The organism is Hymenobacter seoulensis (genome assembly GCF_054780535.1).
This window is the reverse complement of the sequence record NZ_BAAGWD010000004.1, coordinates 165,048-181,134: the sequence shown is the minus strand read 5'-3', so window position 1 is coordinate 181,134 and position 16,087 is coordinate 165,048. Positions and strand designations below refer to the sequence as shown.

The window sequence follows — 16,087 nt, the reverse complement described above, 5'->3', positions numbered from 1 at the left end:
TTTACTTCACAACTTCACCTTTTCACAAGTTCACTACTTAGTTTTCACCGTGGCTGTTACGCTCATGCCTGCGCGCAGCGGGTGCTCGGGGTCAACTTTATCAAGCACGATTTTCACGGGTACGCGCTGGGTTACTTTAACGAAGTTGCCGCTGGCGTTATCGGGGGGGAGCAAGGCAAAGCGGGCACCCGTTGCTGCCGACAGCGACTCAATTTTGCCGGAAAATTCTTCGTTCGGGTAGGCGTCTACCTCCACTTGCACGGGCTGACCTACGCGCATATTCTCCAGCTGGGTTTCCTTGAAGTTGGCTACCACCCACGTCCGCTCCGAAGCTACAATGCCCATGAGCTGCTGGTTCGGACTGACTACCTGGCCGGGCTGCACGTTCTTTTTGCTCACGATACCGTTGCCGGGCGCCGTGATGGTGGTGTAGCTCAACTGCAGCTTCGCATTATCTAAGTCGGCCTGGCGCTGCTTTACGACGGCTTCGGCAACAGCAATCTGCTGGCGGGCCGCCGCTACCTGTTGCTGGGCCACGCGCACTTGCTGCTGAGCCGTAGCACGCTGGGCCGTCGTCGATTTCAGGTTGGCCTGCACTGCATCATACTCGCTCTGCGGGATGATATCTTCTTTGCGCAGAAACTCGCTGCGCTTTAAGTCTTTCTGGAGGCGCGCCTGGTTGGCATCACTCACCCCAATAGTAGCTTGGGCCGAGCTTACGTTGGCGGAAGCAGTACCTACAGCGGCACGTGCTGCTACCACATTCGCTTGGGCGGCAGCCAACGCAGCTTCGGCAGCATTTATCCGCTGCTGATAGTCAGCGGGGTCAACAGTTACCAGCACATCACCTTTCTTCACGGGCTGGTTATCTTCTACTTTAACTTCCAGCACGGGGCCGCTCACGCGGGGCAGAATCGGGTACACGTCGCCTTCTACCTGCGCATCGTCGGTTTCTTCGTGCGTTTGGCCAAACTGGTAGCGCTGCCATCCAAAATAGCCGCCTACCAGCAGCACCAGGGCCAGAATAATAAAGATAAGAGGGCGCTTGGAGCGGCCTTCGGGCTGTTCGTCCACAGTTGGCTCGTAGGCCGAGTTGTGGTGGTGTGCTACGGCCGAATCGGGTTGAACGGGAGTTGCCATATGAGGTACTAAATAGTTCGTTGTCGGTGGTTGAGAGAGATTACTAGAAGTTTCGAGCGAAAGCAGGGCTAGTAAGCGGAATATGTTACGCCGATTGGCGGTAGGCTTTCGGGCAGCCGGGTTTCACCAGCAATGTCACGCAAGGCGCGGCGCGCACTACGGTTTCGGCAGTGCTACCCATCAGGAAGCGGGTAAGGCCCGTCTGGCCGTGCGCTCCAATCACGATGATATCGGCCGGATGCCGACGGGCTTCTTCTACGATTTCGTGGGCAGCATTGCCGGAAATAATGGCGGTAGTTACCTGCGCGCCAGCTGCCTGCGCTGCCTCGCGGTGCGCGGCCATATGGCGAGCCAGGGCCACATCGGAGTTGGGTGCCGTGGTAGCCGTAGGTTGGGGCTCCAGCACGTGCAGCAACCGTAGTTCGGCGCCCGTACCGGTAGCCAGAGCTGCCGAGTACATCACCAGGGCCTCCGTGGCGGCAGAAAAATCAATCGGGCACAGGATGGTCATATAGTGAGGTAAGGAAATGGCAAAAGAGAATGTGGCTTGTTCCGCTGAGGTTTGAGCTGGCCGCTGACCTAGTAAACTCAGCAAGCAACCCGAGCCTCGGCAGATCAGGACCTACCAAATTTGCTCGCCGGTAGCCCGCTTCAGCTGGTACTGGCCCAGGGTGTAGTTATAAATAGCCTGCAAGCGGGCCAAGCGCGCCTGCGACAAGGAGGTTTCCGCATCCAGCACATCTAGGTTGTTGCCTACGCCATAGCGGTAGCGGGCCTGCGCGCGGGTAAGCGCATCCGAAGCCTGGCTGATTTGCTGCAGAGCATTGGTGTAGCGCGCTGAACTCGACTCCAGGTTGTTGGCGGCCTGGCGCACATCGGAGCGCACTAGCTCCTGCGTGTCCTGAATCCGGGCCTGGGCCCCACGGATGTTGGCGGTTGCCTCTACCCGCTGGTTCTTGTTCTTGTTGCCATCATAAATCGGCACCGAAAGCTGCGCTACGGCCACTGAGTTTGGCCGGATACGGTTTAGCTCAGGCTGATAGCCGTTCTTGGCACCGAGCTGAGCTCCTACCCCGAACGTAGGCGTGTTGGCACGCTCAATCATTTTCAGGTTCAGGGTGGCGGTTTGCTCTGCGTCGCGGGCTAGCTTCACTTCCGGGCGGCTCTCCACTGCTTTCGCCAGAGCTGCATTTACATCTACTGTCTGGGGCTGATAGGCAAACACCCCGCGCACCGGCACCTCTACATACTCAGGCTTGTGCAGCAAGCGGGCCAGCAATACCTGCTGGTTGCGCAACTGATTTTGCAGGTCGATTTTGGTGTTTTCGGCCTGCGTGATGCGCACCTGAGTGGTAGTAACATCAAAGCGGGTGCTCACGCCACCTTCCACGCGCTTTTCCATTTCGCGCTGATGCTGCCGCAACGAAGCAATCTGGGCATCCTGCACCTTAATACTTTCGCGCACAAACAGAATGTTGTAGTACGCCTGCACGGCGGAGTAAGCCAGGTCGCGGCGCGTTACATTAATCTGGTCAACAGCAGATAGCCTCCGGCTTTCAGCCAGATTGTACGATGCCTCCTTTTTGCCGAAGTCCAGCAGCCCGTATTGCAGGGTAATGTGGGCATCGTAGTTGTTGTTGGGCGCCAACTGAAAAGCAGGCGCATCGGGCGTAATCTGCAGCTTTACCACCGGGTCAATGCGGGTGTATGTAGCAGTGCCAGTAATTTGGGGCAGAAACCCACCCCGCGTTTGGCTAACCCGGCTGGTAGCTGCGTTCACCTCTTCTTCGAGGCTAGTAATAGCCGGATTCGCATCCAGCACGGACCGGATGGTACCATCCAGCGTCAAGGAATCAGAAATAACAGGGCCTTGTTGGGCAAAGGCCGTTCCGCCTGCAAAGACCCCTAGGGCCACGAGTGGTACGGCTAATTTTGGTCGGGAAAGCATACGTGTGTACGACTTGGTAGTGCCCGGCCTTATCCTATTCTTGTGCCAACTGATTAAAAAATTCTTAACGCACCCTTAAAACCGCCTTTATGATCTATAAACGCGTAAAATAATTTTACCTATCACCTGTCCAATCTTTCATGACATCAGAATTATCCCTGATATATCAGGATATCCTAACTATTATTCCTGATATTTAAGAAAAATCGTGCCTTAGCTCCTCCCCGTTAGTTCTATGCCAGATCAGGACGACTCGTTGCTTTTGTATCTTAATGATGCCATTGCAACCACCCGTAATAAGGAAAATTTGTTTCGCAGCATAACGGAAAAGCTCCGGCTGATTTTCCCGTTTGATGCTATTACAATCATGGTTATCGATACGGAACATCAATATCGACAGGTGTTCCTGCGCGACTACCTAGGCGAAGTACTATTGCCCGAAAAGCCTAATGAGCAGACCCAACGGACGTCCATTGAAGGCACTCCAATTGAGCAATTTATCCGGCAACCGCGCTTGCAGCAGTATGAGCTCGAAGACATCGTAAAAGAATATAGCACCTCGCTGACACTAGGTGCTTTACTGAAGCAAGGCATGCGCTACCTCACGGTGGTACCGCTACGCACCGGTGGCACACTCATCGGGTTGCTTTCCCTGGTAGCGCGGCACCAACCGAAGTTGTCGGAGATGGACGCGGACCTGCTGGAAAAGATTGGCAGCCTAGTGGCCGTGGCCGTAACCAACACCTTGGCATTTGAGGCCATTGCCCGCCGCGAGCAGGAAAAAACTATGCAGCTGGCCCTTAACAATGCCTTGCTTAGCATCAAGGAGCGCGAAAAGCTGTTCCGGGCCATTGCTACTGAAATTAACCGCGTAGCCCCGTTCGACTATTTCGGAGTGCGCGTGCGCTCGGTTAATTCGCCGGTCCGGGCCTTTGCCGAGTTTTCCAAGCAGCCGGATGGCTCCTTTATCGTGCTTGACGAAAACCGCTACGATGAGCTGCCGCAGTCCGAAGCCGACCAGCAGGCAATGGCCGAGCTTTTTTCGCGGCCCGGCGTGTATACCGGTCACGATTTCGAGACCTTGGCTAAAAACCACGCCTTGCTGCGCTACATCCGGGAGCAGCGGGGCACCCAGTCTATTTTGTGCGTGCCAATGGACCTCGACGACAAGCAAACGGCTGCGCTGGTGCTGGCCAGCCATCAGCCGCTGGCGTTTACACAGGTTACCCTGGAGCTGATTGAGAGCCTAGTCCCTCAGATTCAGCTGGCCGTACAAAATGTGTTTGCCTTCGAGCAGATTGACACCCTACGCGCGCAGCTGGAACGGGAACGCACCTACCTCATCGACGAAATTAATACCACTGCCTCGGCCCGGCTTGATGACTTTGTGGGGGGTAGCGGCGTGATGCAGCAAGTGTACACGCGCCTTTCGCAGGTGGCGCCCACTGACACCACAGTACTGATTACGGGCGAAACCGGTACGGGCAAAGAGCTAGTGGCCCGGGCTCTGCACAACCTCTCACCACGGCGCGAACGGGCCCTGATTAAGCTAAACTGCGCAGCCTTACCGGCTCAGTTAATTGAGAGTGAATTGTTCGGTCACGAAAAAGGTGCCTTTACCGGGGCGCACGACCGGCGCATCGGGAAGTTTGAGCTGGCCGATGGGGGCACTATTTTTCTGGATGAAGTGGGTGAGCTGCCGCTTGATTTACAGGCCAAGCTGTTGCGCGTGCTCCAGGAAAAAGAGTTTGAGCGTATTGGCGGCCGGCGGGTTATTCGGGCAGATGTGCGGGTGATTGCGGCTACTAACCGGGTGCTGGAAGATGAGGTAGCCACCGGGCATTTCCGCGCCGACTTATACTACCGCCTGAACGTGTTTCCCATCCGGCTGCCCGCGCTGCGCGAGCGGCCCGAAGACATTGAGCCCCTGATGCGCCACTTTCTGGAGCGCTTTACCAAGCAAATGGGCAAACCGGTGCGTGGTCTGCGTGAGCGGGATTTGCGGGCGTTGCAGCAATACGGCTGGCCGGGCAATGTGCGGGAGCTGGAACACGTGCTGGAGCAGGCCGTTATCGTGAGCCAAGGGCCATTTCTGGAATTCGCGGGCTTTTCGGCAGTTGCTTTGGCCACACCGGCAGCAGCAGCAGCCGGCGGGCCCATCAAAACGCTTAAAGACCAGGAGCGCGACCATATACTGGCTGCCTTGCGCCGTACGGGCGGGCGCGTAAGTGGCCCAAACGGAGCCGCTATTCTGCTTGATATCAACCCCAAAACCTTAGAGGCTCGCATGAAAAAGCTAGGCATTCAGCGCACAATAACTGCTGGCGACTAGTAACTCACTAGGACAGTTTACGGGAGTAACCTCGAGCGTGCGGCTTTTCATTGTGCACAGCACTTCCTGAAAGCCTTCGGCAGGTTTGCCTTGTTTTTTGCCAGCACTACGGCTTTCTGCTGCGGGCTTCGGCGTTCAGGCGCAGCAGGTGGGCCAGGGTAGTGTAGTAACAAGTGCCATAAAACAGCAGTAGTGTAGTTAGCCGAATGTACACACTAAGCCGGCAGAGGGCTCTGAAGAGAAAAGTTCGTGGCCCTTTATTGCACAATACTTCGGCATTTGTCTCCCTGGCGTTAGCTCAGACGTAAACAGTGGTATCCATTCATTTACGACTCCATACCATGGCCCAGCCTACCACCACGCCCCAGCATACCGATCCTGCTACCAAAACCCAGGAAAAGAAGAACGAGGAGACCATCAAGGACAAGCCCGGTGGCAAGAAAAAGACTACTCAAAAAGGCTAATACCGCCTCTTGAAAAAAAGCCCGACCGCCCAGAAGCGGTCGGGCTTTTTTTAGTGGCCCAAGTCCCGCTCGGGAGCTAACTGTACCGCCAACGGTGTTTTGACCGTACTTTAGAACCGAATGCCAGTTCCCGACCTCGACCCCACCCTCCTCACCCGCGACCAAGTGCTGCGTGCGCTTCGCCAGCTCGACCGCGAAGGCCCGCGCATGCCTTTGAGCACCGTATATGACCTCGTGTTTAAAGGCCGCCGGTACGCGCCCCGGGCTGTGGCGCAGCTGGCCTTTCGGTTGGCCACCGGGGAGCCCGCCGCCAAATGGCCTTTAGCCGCGGGCGCGCCTACCAACCGCGTACTGGAGCAGCTCGATTTTACCATTGCCACCAAACGGCCAACCCTGGAAAACTCCCCGCTATTGGATGGGGATGTAGCTGCGCAGGAACAAATGCAGGGCCTATATACTGGCTCGCCACGCGAAGCGCAGCCCGTCAAGCCTAAGAAGTCGGGGAGCACTAGGCCTTCAGAAGCCGTTAACCCTCCCCCAGCAGAGGTAGAAATACCAGTAGCCCACGAGCCGGCCCTAGCCTATGAACGGCCGCCAACCGAGCCCTATACTAAGGAAACGGCATTAGCGGAGCTGTTCATTTCAGAGGAAAAGCTAGTAGCGGCGCAGGCTGCCTTGCAACGCCGCCGCAACCTTATTCTGCAGGGGCCGCCGGGCACGGGCAAAACGTTTCTGGCGCGGCGGTTGGCCTGGCTAGCCCTGGGCGCTACCGACGCCTCTCGGGTGGAGTTGGTACAGTTTCACCCCAGTTACAGCTACGAGGATTTTGTGCAAGGTTTCCGGCCCGATGCACAGGGCACCTTCCGGCTGCAGAATGGCATTCTGGTTGACTTTTGCCACCGCGCCGCCCAAGACCCCGAGCGGCCATACTTTCTGCTCATTGATGAGCTGAACCGGGGCAACGTAGCGCGCATTTTTGGGGAGCTTTTGTTGCTGCTCGAGGCCGACAAACGCGGGCCTGGCCACGCCGTGCGCCTACCCTACTCTCCGGCCGGAAGTGCCCCTTTCTTCGTGCCCGAAAACCTCTACCTCATCGGCACCATGAACCTAGCCGACCGTAGCCTGGCTCCCTTGGATTATGCCTTGCGCCGCCGGTTTGCCTTCGTGAGCTTGGAGCCGGAGTTTGGAGAGCCGCTGCAAGCGTTTCTGGCGGCCCGCAACGTGCCCACTGCCGTTAGCGCGCGCCTTACTAGCCAGCTCACTGACCTGAACCAGGTGATTAGCGACGACCCGGAATTAGGCCCTGACTTCTGCATTGGCCACAGTTACTTCTGCCAGCCGCCTACTACCCCCTCGGAAGCACCCAAGTGGCTACACCTGATTCTGGAGCAGGAAATTGCCCCTTTGCTTGATGACTACTGGCTCGACCAACCCGCGAAGGCCGCGCAGCAAAAAAAGAAGCTGCTGGGCTGAGGCGGATGATACCGATTCATAACCTATACTACTTGCTCTGCTATGCCTGGAACCGGCTTCCGGAGCGAGCCGAGCTGCTGGCAACCCACGCCGATGCTTTTCATCGTCCGCTAGAGCTGTTGGCGCACGTTCTGCTCACGGCTACCCGGCGGCAGTTGCGGTTGGGGCTGCCCGTGGCCTACACCGAGCGCACCGAAGAACTCCCGGAGCTGCGCGGCCGGGTGCAGCTGGCTCCCACCCTCAGCCGCGACTTACTGCGCCAGGGCCGGGCCGTGTGCGCCTATGATGAGTTGGGGGCTGATACGGCCCTAGCCCGCCTATTACTCGGAACCCTGCAGCAGTTGAGCCGCACCCGCAGCTTGCCCATGCCGCTGCGCCAGGAGATACGCCTGGTAATGCGGCGTTTCCCAGCTGCCGTTACGCCTGCGCCACCGAGCGTGGCTGGCCTCCGGCACGTACGGCGGCTACGCCCCAGTGGGCTAACGGGCTTGCTGCTGAACATCTGTGAACTGATTTACCAAAGCGCGCTGCCTAGCCCTGATGCAGCCGGCGCTACGCGCTTCCGCGATTTTCGGCGCGACGAGGCCCTCATGGCCCGCATCTTCGAGCAATTCATACGCAATTTTTACCGCCTTGAGCAGCGGCGCTACCGGGTACTCAGCGAAACTATTCAGTGGCAAGCTGAGGCTGACACCTCGGATACCCTTGGCTTGCTGCCAGCCATGATTACAGACACAACGCTGGAAAGCCCGGAGCGCAAAATTATCCTCGATACGAAGTACTACGCGGCCGCCCTGCGGCAGCGTTATAACCAGCAGAAACTGATTGCCCCGCATCTCTATCAGCTGTACGCTTACCTCCAAAATCAGCCTACTACCCCAGCCCAGAAGCTGGAAGGTATTCTACTGTATCCGGCTTCGGCTCAGGCTATTGATGTACGCTACAGCTTGGGCGGCCATCCCATCCGCATCGTGACCATTGACCTAGCTCAGCCGTGGGAGCAGATTGCGGCCGGTTTACTGGCACTGGTTGCCTAGTAGAGTAGCGAGTACCTGCCTAACTCCTGGCAAAAACGAAACGGGTGATATTTTGGCATTTGAGCCTAAACCGATAATTATTTCATCTATTTAGGCACTTGTTTGAAAAAATGCAGCCTCCTTACGGCAATTGCGTCCATAGGTTGCAATTGGCAGGGCTTCTGCCTAAACTTCCTTCGATTTCCCTTCCTCCATCACCCAAACCTTTACTTTCTTGAAACGACGCGACTTTGTGGGGCTGACCGGCCTCGCTACCGGTGCCCTGTTCTTGCCCACCGTTCCGGGCTTTGGCAGCGACCTAGTAGACCCCGCCCGCCTACTCGAGCAGGTGGACCCGGCCATTAAAAAGCGCCTAGCCGACGCGGCCTTGAACGCGGCCAAATCGGCCGGGGCGTCTTACGCCGACGTCCGCATTGGGCGCTACCTCAATCAAAGCATTTTCACCCGCGAAAAGCAGGTGCAGAACATTGCCAACGGCGAGAGCTACGGGGCCGGGGTACGCGTTATTGCCAACGGAACGTGGGGCTTCGCGGCTACCAACACCGTAACCGAAGCCGGCATGGCTAAGGCCGCGCAGCTAGCCGTGCAGATTGCCAAAGCCAACTCCAAGGTGCAGAAAGAGCCTGTAAAGCTCGCGGCACAAAAAGGGCAAGGCGAAGTAAGCTGGAAGACGCCCATTCAGGTGAACTCGTTTGAGGTGCCCATCAAGGACAAAGTAGAGCTACTGCTGGCCGCCAACGCCAAAGCCCTCGACAACGGTGCTTCGTTTGTAAACTCGGCGTTGTTTCAGGTAAACGAGCAGAAGTACTTTGCCTCCACCGACGGCTCTTACATCGACCAGGACGTGCACCGTATCTGGCCGAACTTCAGCGTTACGGCCATTGACCGGGCTAGTGGCAAGTTCCGCTCCCGCGAAGCCCTCAGTTCGCCTATGGGCATGGGCTACGAGTACATGCAGCCCAAAGCCCAGGACAAAATTGCCGGGCCTGCCGGCACGGGCCTGATAGGCTACAAGTACAGCTACGATATGCTGGAAGACGCCACACTGGCGGCTAAGCAGGCCAAAGAAAAACTCACCGCCAAGAGCGTTACGGCCGGTAAATTTGACTTGGTACTGGACCCTAACCACTTGGGCCTGACCATTCACGAATCCGTTGGTCACCCCACGGAGCTAGACCGTGTGCTGGGCTACGAAGCCAACTACGCCGGTACATCCTTTGCGACCATGGAGTGGAAAGCCAAAGGCCAGTCGTATGGCTCGAAGCTTGTGAATATCGTGGCCGATAAACGCCAGCCCGGCTCCTTGGGTGCTGTGGGCTATGATGACGAAGGCGTACCCGCGAAAGAGTGGAACCTGATTGAGCAAGGCAAACTCGTGGATTACCAGAAAACCCGCGACCAAGCCCATATCATGGGTCAGAGCGAGTCGGATGGCTGCTGCTACGCTGACTCCTGGAGCACGGTGCAATTCCAGCGCATGCCCAACGTGAGCCTGAAGCCCGGCACTGAGAAACTGAGTGTGGACCAGATGATTAGCGCCGTAGACAAGGGCATTTACATTGCCGGCCGCGGTTCGTTTTCTATTGACCAGCAGCGCTACAACTCGCAGTTCGGGGGCACCGTGTTCTACGCCATCGAGAAAGGCAAGATTGCCGGCATGCTCGAAGATGTGGCTTACCAGACCAACACGCTCGAGTTTTGGAACTCCTGCGCGGCCATCTGCGACCAGTCGGATTACCGCTTGTTCGGCTCGTTCTTCGATGGCAAGGGCCAGCCCTCGCAGGTGTCAGCGGTAAGCCACGGTTCGGCTACTACCCGCTTCAACTCGGTGAACGTCATCAATACGGCCCGCAAAATCGGTTAGTGACGGTTTGCCCGCCCGCCAGGCCTAGCGGCCGGCTGGCGGGCAACTGGTCCTTCAACTACACAGCATATCAACCCATATGGCAATTCTTTCCCAGACCGAAGCGCAGGCTATCCTGAAAAAGGTACTGAGCTTCAGCAAGGCCGACGAGTGTGAAGCCACACTCAATGGCCAAACGGGCGGCAACGTTCGTTCGGCGCGCAACGCCATCAGCACCAGCGGCGGCATCGATAACGTGGCACTCACGGTAGAGTCGCGGTTTGGCAAACGCTCGGGGGTAGCCACCTGCAACCAGTTCGACGACGCCACGCTGCGCAACTGCGTGCAGCGGGCCGAAGAAGTAGCGCGCTTGGCCCCCGAAAGCCCCGAGTACATGCCCCTGCTCGGTCCCCAGAAGTACCTAGCTTCGCCCCAGAGCTTTGCGAAAAGCACCGCCGACATCACGCCTGACTACCGCGCCACTCAGGTAGGTGCCAGCATGAAGCTCTGCGACGAAAAGAAGCTTAGCTCGGCAGCCTTCCTGAACGACTCGGCGGGGTTTGTAGCCAAGCGCAACAGCAAGGGCCTGGAGGCCTACCAGCAGGTGTCGGGCCTAGAGTTTAGCATCACGGTGCGCACGCCCGATGGTACTGGCTCCGGCTACGCTACCGCCGACTACAACGACGCGAGCAAGTTTGACGCCCGTCGCCTCACCCAGATTGCGGCCGACAAAGCCGCTGGCTCGCGCAACGCCCAGGCCCTAGAGCCCGGCAAGTACACCGTTATTCTGGAGCCCGCTGCCCTAGTCGCCAACACCGATGCCTCCCTGATGCAGGCGCTGATGGGCGCTTTGGAGGCCCGCAATGCCGATGAAGGCCGCTCTTTCCTGAGCAAAAAAGGCGGCGGCAACCGCAAAGGCGAAAAGCTGTTCGATGAGCGGGTAACCATCTACTCTGACCCTACTAACCCCGAAATTGCCGACCTGACATTCAGCGGCGACGGCCGCCCACAGCAGAAGATTACCTGGATTGAAAAGGGTGTGGTAAAAAACCTGTACACCTCGCGCTTCTGGGCCCAGAAGGCAGGTATTCCGGATATTCCGCGCCCCGGGGGCTGGATTATGGAAGGCGGCACTCAAAGCACCGCCGACCTTATTAAGGGCACACAGCGCGGCATTCTGGTCACGCGCTTGTGGTATATCCGCCCCGTTGACCCCCAGACGCTGCTCTACACGGGCCTCACGCGCGACGGAACCTTCTACATCGAGAATGGCAAAATCAAGCATCCGGTGAAGAATTTCCGTTTCAACGAGTCGCCGATTATCATGCTCAACAACCTGGAAGCCATTGGCAAACCAGTGCGGGTGGGCGGCAACCTGGTGCCCCCGCTCAAGATTCGGGACTTCACCTTCACTAGCCTCTCCGACGCGGTATAGCCTAGCGGCTGGTAACCCGGGCGGCAGGCGTGCCACACGCGGCCCGGGTTATACTTACTTATCTCACGTTTCAGAATCCTACCCTTACTATCTACCTAAAACCAGATTAACAGCCCTGTATTTATGCCCGCAATCCGCTTTTACATTGGCATAGGGTTGCTGCCCTTCCTTGGCTTAAATGCCCGGGCACAGGGCATTGCAGGCAAGGTGGTTGATGCCAAAACGGGCCAAGCAGTGCCGTACGCCAGCGTAGGAGTACTAGGTACCACGAAGGGCACAACCGGTAATGCCGAAGGCGAGTTTGTGCTATCAGCAGCAGGCCCGCAAAGCCGGCTGGTGGTTTCTGAGCTCAGCCACCGCCCGGATACGGTGCAGGTTACCGGTTCGCAGCCGCTCCTGATACGCCTACAGCCCGCAGCCGTAGAGCTACCCGACGTGCAGCCGGGCGCTTATACCGCTGAGCTACTCAAAAAGGCTTACCGCCACCTGCAACACGCCAACCGCCCGCGCTATGGCCAAGCCTTCTACCGCCAGACAACCCAACTCAATAACGACCCGACGGAAGTGCAGGAGATGGTGTGGCACACGAAGGCCAGCGGAATTGGCATAGAGGAAACAGCACCTTATCAGGGGCGATACGCGAAGAAAAAAGCTGTGTTGAATTTTAAGGACTTTTCCGCCTTCACAAAATCAGTCGTTATTACTTCTCTCGCCGCCGATTCAACTACCTCTACCTTATTGTTGAGCTTAAACCCTAACGCCGCCAACACCCTACGCCTACTAGGCATCAGGCAGGACGGCGACCGGGAACTGGCCGAGATTGGCTTCGCGGATAAAGCCAAGCCGGAGCAGAAATATGGCAGCTTTCTCATCGATGTCGCTACCTATCAGATTCTCCGCTTTCGGGTAACCGGACAGTTTATCAATGCTTCTGCCTCACGCTCGGCTTACGAGTTTGCGCAACAGAGCACGTCGGCAGAATGGGTTTTTCATCCGGCAGACAATGGAAGCACCGTGCTCAGCTATATCAAGGTTGACTACCAAAGCACCTTGCAACAGCCGCGAAAACCGGCTGTTGATGTGCATGTTTCGGCGTTTACCGTTTTCTACGACGACCAAGCCGCGCCCGCGCCCGGCATTACCTACCGCCCTTACAAACCAGGCGCCTCCGACTTGCAAACCATAAAAGAGCTGGCCTACGACCCCGTTTTTTGGCAAAACAACTCGGCTGTAAAGCGCACCCCGCTGGAAGAAGCTACCATCAAAGCCTTTGAGCAGAAGGGGGCTTTCGGGACAATGCTTACTCCCTAGGCCCGCGTATTCACCTCCTCTACCCTACCTACTTACCTCTAACCTCTACTCCCTTGAAAAGACGTGATTTTGTGGGCCTTACGGGCCTCGCGACGGGTGCGCTGTGGCTGCCCTCGCTGCCTAGCTTCGGCGGCAACCCGGTTGATCCGGCCCAACTCCTGGAAGGAGTAGACGTGGCCGTGAAAAAGCGTATGGCCGATGTTGCTCTGAACGCGGCTAAGTCGGCCGGCGCTACCTATGCTGATGTGCGCATCGGGCGCTACCTCAACCAGGGCATCTTCACCCGCGAAAAACAGGTGCAGAACATTGTGAACTCCGAGAGCTACGGGGCCGGCGTGCGCGTTATTGCCAATGGCACGTGGGGCTTCGCGGCTACCAACCAGGTGACGGAAGCAGGTATTGCCAAGGCCGCCCAACTCGCCGTGCAAATTGCCAAAGCCAACTCCAAAGTGCAGAAGGAGCAGGTGAAACTAGCCCCCCAGAAAGGCTACGGCGAGGTGTCGTGGAAAGCGCCCATCAAGCAGAACGCCTTTGAGGTACCGATCAAGGACAAAGTAGACCTGCTGCTGGCCGCTAACGCCAAAGCCATGGACAATGGCGCCAGCTTCGTGAACTCGGTGCTGTTTCAGGTAAACGAGCAGAAGTACTTTGCTAGCACCGACGGCTCCTATATTGACCAGGATATCCACCGCATTTTCCCCACGTTTGGGGTTACGGTGGTGGACAGGGCTAGTGGCAAGTTCCGCAGCCGCTCCGCCCTGAGCGCTCCGATGGGCATGGGCTACGAGTATATGCAGCCCAAAGCCGAAGACAAAGTAGCGGGCCCCGCCGGCACCAACGTGATAGGCTACAAGTACAGCTACGACATGCTGGAAGATGCCGCCAGCGCCGCCAAGCAAGCCAAAGAGAAACTCACGGCCAAGAGCGTAACCGCCGGCAAGTATGACCTCGTACTCGACCCGCACCACCTGGGCCTGACCATCCATGAGTCGGTAGGTCACCCGCTGGAGCTGGACCGCGTGCTGGGCTACGAGGCCAACTTCGCGGGCACATCATTCGCGACGATGGAGTGGAAAGCCAAAGGTCAGCCCTACGGCTCGAAGCAGGTAAATATTGTGGCCGATAAGCTGCAGCCCGGCTCACTGGGCGCCGTGGGTTACGATGACGAAGGCGTGAAAACCAAGGAGTGGAACCTGATTGAGCAAGGAAAGCTCGTGGATTACCAGAAAATCCGCGACCAGGCGCACATTGTAGGCCAAAAGGAATCCGACGGGTGCTGCTACTCCCAGTCGTGGCAGGATGTGCAGTTCCAGCGCATGCCCAACGTAAGCCTGAAGCCCGGCACCGAGAAGCTGAGCGTAGACCAGATGATTTCGGGCGTGGACAAAGGCATTTACATCGCCGGCAACGGCTCGTTCTCCATCGACCAGCAGCGCTACAACTCGCAGTTTGGCGGCCAGGTATTCTACGCCATCGAGAAAGGCAAAATTGCCGGCATGCTCGAAGATGTGGCGTACCAGACTAACACGCTCGAGTTCTGGAACTCCTGCGCCGCCGTCTGCGACCAGTCGGATTACCGGTTTGCGGGCTTCTTCAACGATGGCAAAGGGCAGCCTAGCCAGAGCTCCGCAGTGAGCCACGGCTCCTCTACTACCCGCTTCAACTCGGTGAATGTCATCAACACGGCTCGTAAAATCGGATAAGCAACATGGCTATTCTATCTAAAGATGAGTCGCAGGCCATCCTGAAAAAGGTCATCAGCTACAGCACCGCCGATGAGTGCCAGGCCAGCCTGCAGGGCCGCACCATCGGCAACATCCGCTACGCCCGCAACTCGGTGAGCACCGCTGGCGGCGCCGATAACGTGTCGTTGGTGGTGGAGTCGAGGTTTGGCAAGCGGGCAGGGGTAGCAACCTGTAATCAGTTCGACGATGCTACGCTGCGCCGGTGCGTACAACGCGCCGAAGAGGTAGCCCGCCTAGCGCCCGAAGACCCGGAGTATATGCCGTTGCTAGGCCCCCAGCAGTACCTAACCCCAGTTAGCTACGCGGCGAGCACCGCCGCCATCACGCCCGACTTCCGGGCCCAGGTGGCCGGCGACAGTATTGCCTTGTGCGCGGCTAAGCAGCTCACGGGCGCCGGCTACCTCGAAGACGGCGCGTACTTCATAGCCTTGCGCAACAACAAAGGCCTAGAAGCTTACCAGCAAAGCACCAGCGTTGATTTCTCCGTGACGGTGCGCACGCCCGATGGCACGGGTTCCGGCTATGCCGTGGCCGACTTCACCGACGTGTCGAAGTTCAATGCCAAGTCCCTCACCCAGATTGCGGCCGACAAAGCAGCAGGCTCACGCAACGCCAAAGCCCTGGAGCCTGGCAAGTACACCGTCATTCTGGAGCCAGCCGCGCTGGTTTCCGATGAAGGCTTGCTCAACAACCTGGTGTACAACTTCGGGGCTCGCGAGGCCGACGAAGGCCGCTCCTTCCTGAGCAAAAAGGGCGGCGGCAACCGCATGGGCGAAAAGCTCTTCGACCCGCGCATTACCATCTACTCTGACCCACTCAACCCCTTAGCTCCTAGCGGCGTGTTCGACGGCGAAGGCCTGCCGGCCAAGCGCATCAACTGGGTGGAGAAAGGCGTGGTGAAAAACCTGTACTACTCGCGCTATTGGGCCGATAAGAATAAGGTGCAGCCCACCGCCTTCTCCGGTAACTTCATCATGGAAGGTGGCACCCAAAGTGTGCAGGACCTGATTAAGAGCACGGCCAAAGGCATTCTGGTCACGCGCCTGTGGTACATCCGCGACGTGGACCCGCAAACGCTGCTCTACACCGGTCTGACGCGCGACGGAACTTTCTACATCGAGAACGGCAAAATCAAGCACCCAGTGAAGAACTTCCGCTTCAATGAAAGCCCCGTGATTATGCTCAACAACATCGAGGCCATTGGCAAACCGGTGCGGTTGGGCGGCAACCTGGTGCCCCCGCTCAAGATTCGAGACTTCACTTTCACTAGCCTCTCCGATGCGGTATAAGTATCCCTGACTAGTAAAAAAGCCTGTATCCTTTTGCGGATACAGGCTTTTTGTATGAAGGCGTATTACC

12 protein-coding genes are annotated in these 16,087 nt (G+C 57.6%); 9 read left to right on the top strand and 3 right to left on the bottom strand.

Going from position 1 to position 16,087, the window contains the following annotated elements; all coding sequences use genetic code 11:
• Window positions 1-33: 33 nt before the first annotated feature.
• From ACYVHC_RS16735 to ACYVHC_RS16725, 3 genes are all read right to left on the bottom strand, one after another.
• Window positions 34-1,140 carry an HlyD family secretion protein gene (locus tag ACYVHC_RS16735; RefSeq protein ID WP_460614934.1) on the bottom strand — a complete coding sequence of 369 codons (1,107 nt, stop codon included), beginning with the start codon at window positions 1,138-1,140 and terminating at the stop codon, window positions 34-36.
• A gap of 85 nt (window positions 1,141-1,225) precedes the next feature.
• Complete coding sequence (locus tag ACYVHC_RS16730) at window positions 1,226-1,651, bottom strand: universal stress protein (protein WP_460614933.1); 426 nt, start codon at window positions 1,649-1,651, stop codon at window positions 1,226-1,228.
• A 111-nt stretch (window positions 1,652-1,762) separates the two neighbouring features.
• Entirely contained in the window at window positions 1,763-3,088 is a 1,326-nt protein-coding gene (locus ACYVHC_RS16725) for a TolC family protein (RefSeq protein WP_460614932.1), read from the bottom strand.
• 235 nt (window positions 3,089-3,323) lie between these two features.
• Between ACYVHC_RS16725 and ACYVHC_RS16720 the strand changes: the two genes are divergently transcribed.
• From ACYVHC_RS16720 to ACYVHC_RS16680, 9 genes are all read left to right on the top strand, one after another.
• Window positions 3,324-5,420 (top strand): sigma 54-interacting transcriptional regulator, encoded by a 2,097-nt coding sequence (locus ACYVHC_RS16720; protein ID WP_460614931.1) that lies wholly within the window; start codon window positions 3,324-3,326, stop codon window positions 5,418-5,420.
• Window positions 5,421-5,761: 341 nt separating this feature from the next.
• Window positions 5,762-5,884 (top strand): hypothetical protein, encoded by a 123-nt coding sequence (locus ACYVHC_RS16715; RefSeq protein WP_460614930.1) that lies wholly within the window; start codon window positions 5,762-5,764, stop codon window positions 5,882-5,884.
• A 120-nt stretch (window positions 5,885-6,004) separates the two neighbouring features.
• A complete protein-coding gene (locus tag ACYVHC_RS16710; protein WP_460614929.1) occupies window positions 6,005-7,357 on the top strand; it encodes an AAA family ATPase in 1,353 nt (450 codons plus the stop codon).
• 5 nt (window positions 7,358-7,362) lie between these two features.
• A complete protein-coding gene (locus ACYVHC_RS16705) occupies window positions 7,363-8,394 on the top strand; it encodes an McrC family protein (RefSeq protein ID WP_460614928.1) in 1,032 nt (343 codons plus the stop codon).
• A 214-nt stretch (window positions 8,395-8,608) separates the two neighbouring features.
• A complete protein-coding gene (locus tag ACYVHC_RS16700; protein ID WP_460614927.1) occupies window positions 8,609-10,258 on the top strand; it encodes a TldD/PmbA family protein in 1,650 nt (549 codons plus the stop codon).
• A gap of 79 nt (window positions 10,259-10,337) precedes the next feature.
• On the top strand, window positions 10,338-11,672 hold the full coding sequence (locus tag ACYVHC_RS16695; protein ID WP_460614926.1) for a TldD/PmbA family protein: 1,335 nt from the start codon (window positions 10,338-10,340) through the stop codon (window positions 11,670-11,672).
• Between the two features lie 123 nt (window positions 11,673-11,795).
• Window positions 11,796-12,983 carry a carboxypeptidase-like regulatory domain-containing protein gene (locus tag ACYVHC_RS16690; RefSeq protein ID WP_460614925.1) on the top strand — a complete coding sequence of 396 codons (1,188 nt, stop codon included), beginning with the start codon at window positions 11,796-11,798 and terminating at the stop codon, window positions 12,981-12,983.
• Between the two features lie 53 nt (window positions 12,984-13,036).
• Complete coding sequence (locus tag ACYVHC_RS16685; protein ID WP_460614924.1) at window positions 13,037-14,686, top strand: TldD/PmbA family protein; 1,650 nt, start codon at window positions 13,037-13,039, stop codon at window positions 14,684-14,686.
• 5 nt (window positions 14,687-14,691) lie between these two features.
• Entirely contained in the window at window positions 14,692-16,017 is a 1,326-nt protein-coding gene (locus tag ACYVHC_RS16680; protein ID WP_460614923.1) for a TldD/PmbA family protein, read from the top strand.
• Window positions 16,018-16,087 lie beyond the last annotated feature (70 nt).

Excerpts from the sequence above, each read along its gene's own strand:
- ACYVHC_RS16735 (WP_460614934.1), bottom strand. The coding sequence starts at position 1,140 with ATGGCAACTCCCGTTCAACCCGATTCGGCCGTAGCACACCACCACAAC.
- ACYVHC_RS16730 (WP_460614933.1), bottom strand. The coding sequence starts at position 1,651 with ATGACCATCCTGTGCCCGATTGATTTTTCTGCCGCCACGGAGGCCCTG.
- ACYVHC_RS16725 (WP_460614932.1), bottom strand. The coding sequence starts at position 3,088 with ATGCTTTCCCGACCAAAATTAGCCGTACCACTCGTGGCCCTAGGGGTC.
- ACYVHC_RS16720 (WP_460614931.1), top strand. The coding sequence starts at position 3,324 with ATGCCAGATCAGGACGACTCGTTGCTTTTGTATCTTAATGATGCCATT.
- ACYVHC_RS16715 (WP_460614930.1), top strand. The coding sequence starts at position 5,762 with ATGGCCCAGCCTACCACCACGCCCCAGCATACCGATCCTGCTACCAAA.
- ACYVHC_RS16710 (WP_460614929.1), top strand. The coding sequence starts at position 6,005 with ATGCCAGTTCCCGACCTCGACCCCACCCTCCTCACCCGCGACCAAGTG.
- ACYVHC_RS16705 (WP_460614928.1), top strand. The coding sequence starts at position 7,363 with ATGATACCGATTCATAACCTATACTACTTGCTCTGCTATGCCTGGAAC.
- ACYVHC_RS16695 (WP_460614926.1), top strand. The coding sequence starts at position 10,338 with ATGGCAATTCTTTCCCAGACCGAAGCGCAGGCTATCCTGAAAAAGGTA.
- ACYVHC_RS16690 (WP_460614925.1), top strand. The coding sequence starts at position 11,796 with ATGCCCGCAATCCGCTTTTACATTGGCATAGGGTTGCTGCCCTTCCTT.
- ACYVHC_RS16680 (WP_460614923.1), top strand. The coding sequence starts at position 14,692 with ATGGCTATTCTATCTAAAGATGAGTCGCAGGCCATCCTGAAAAAGGTC.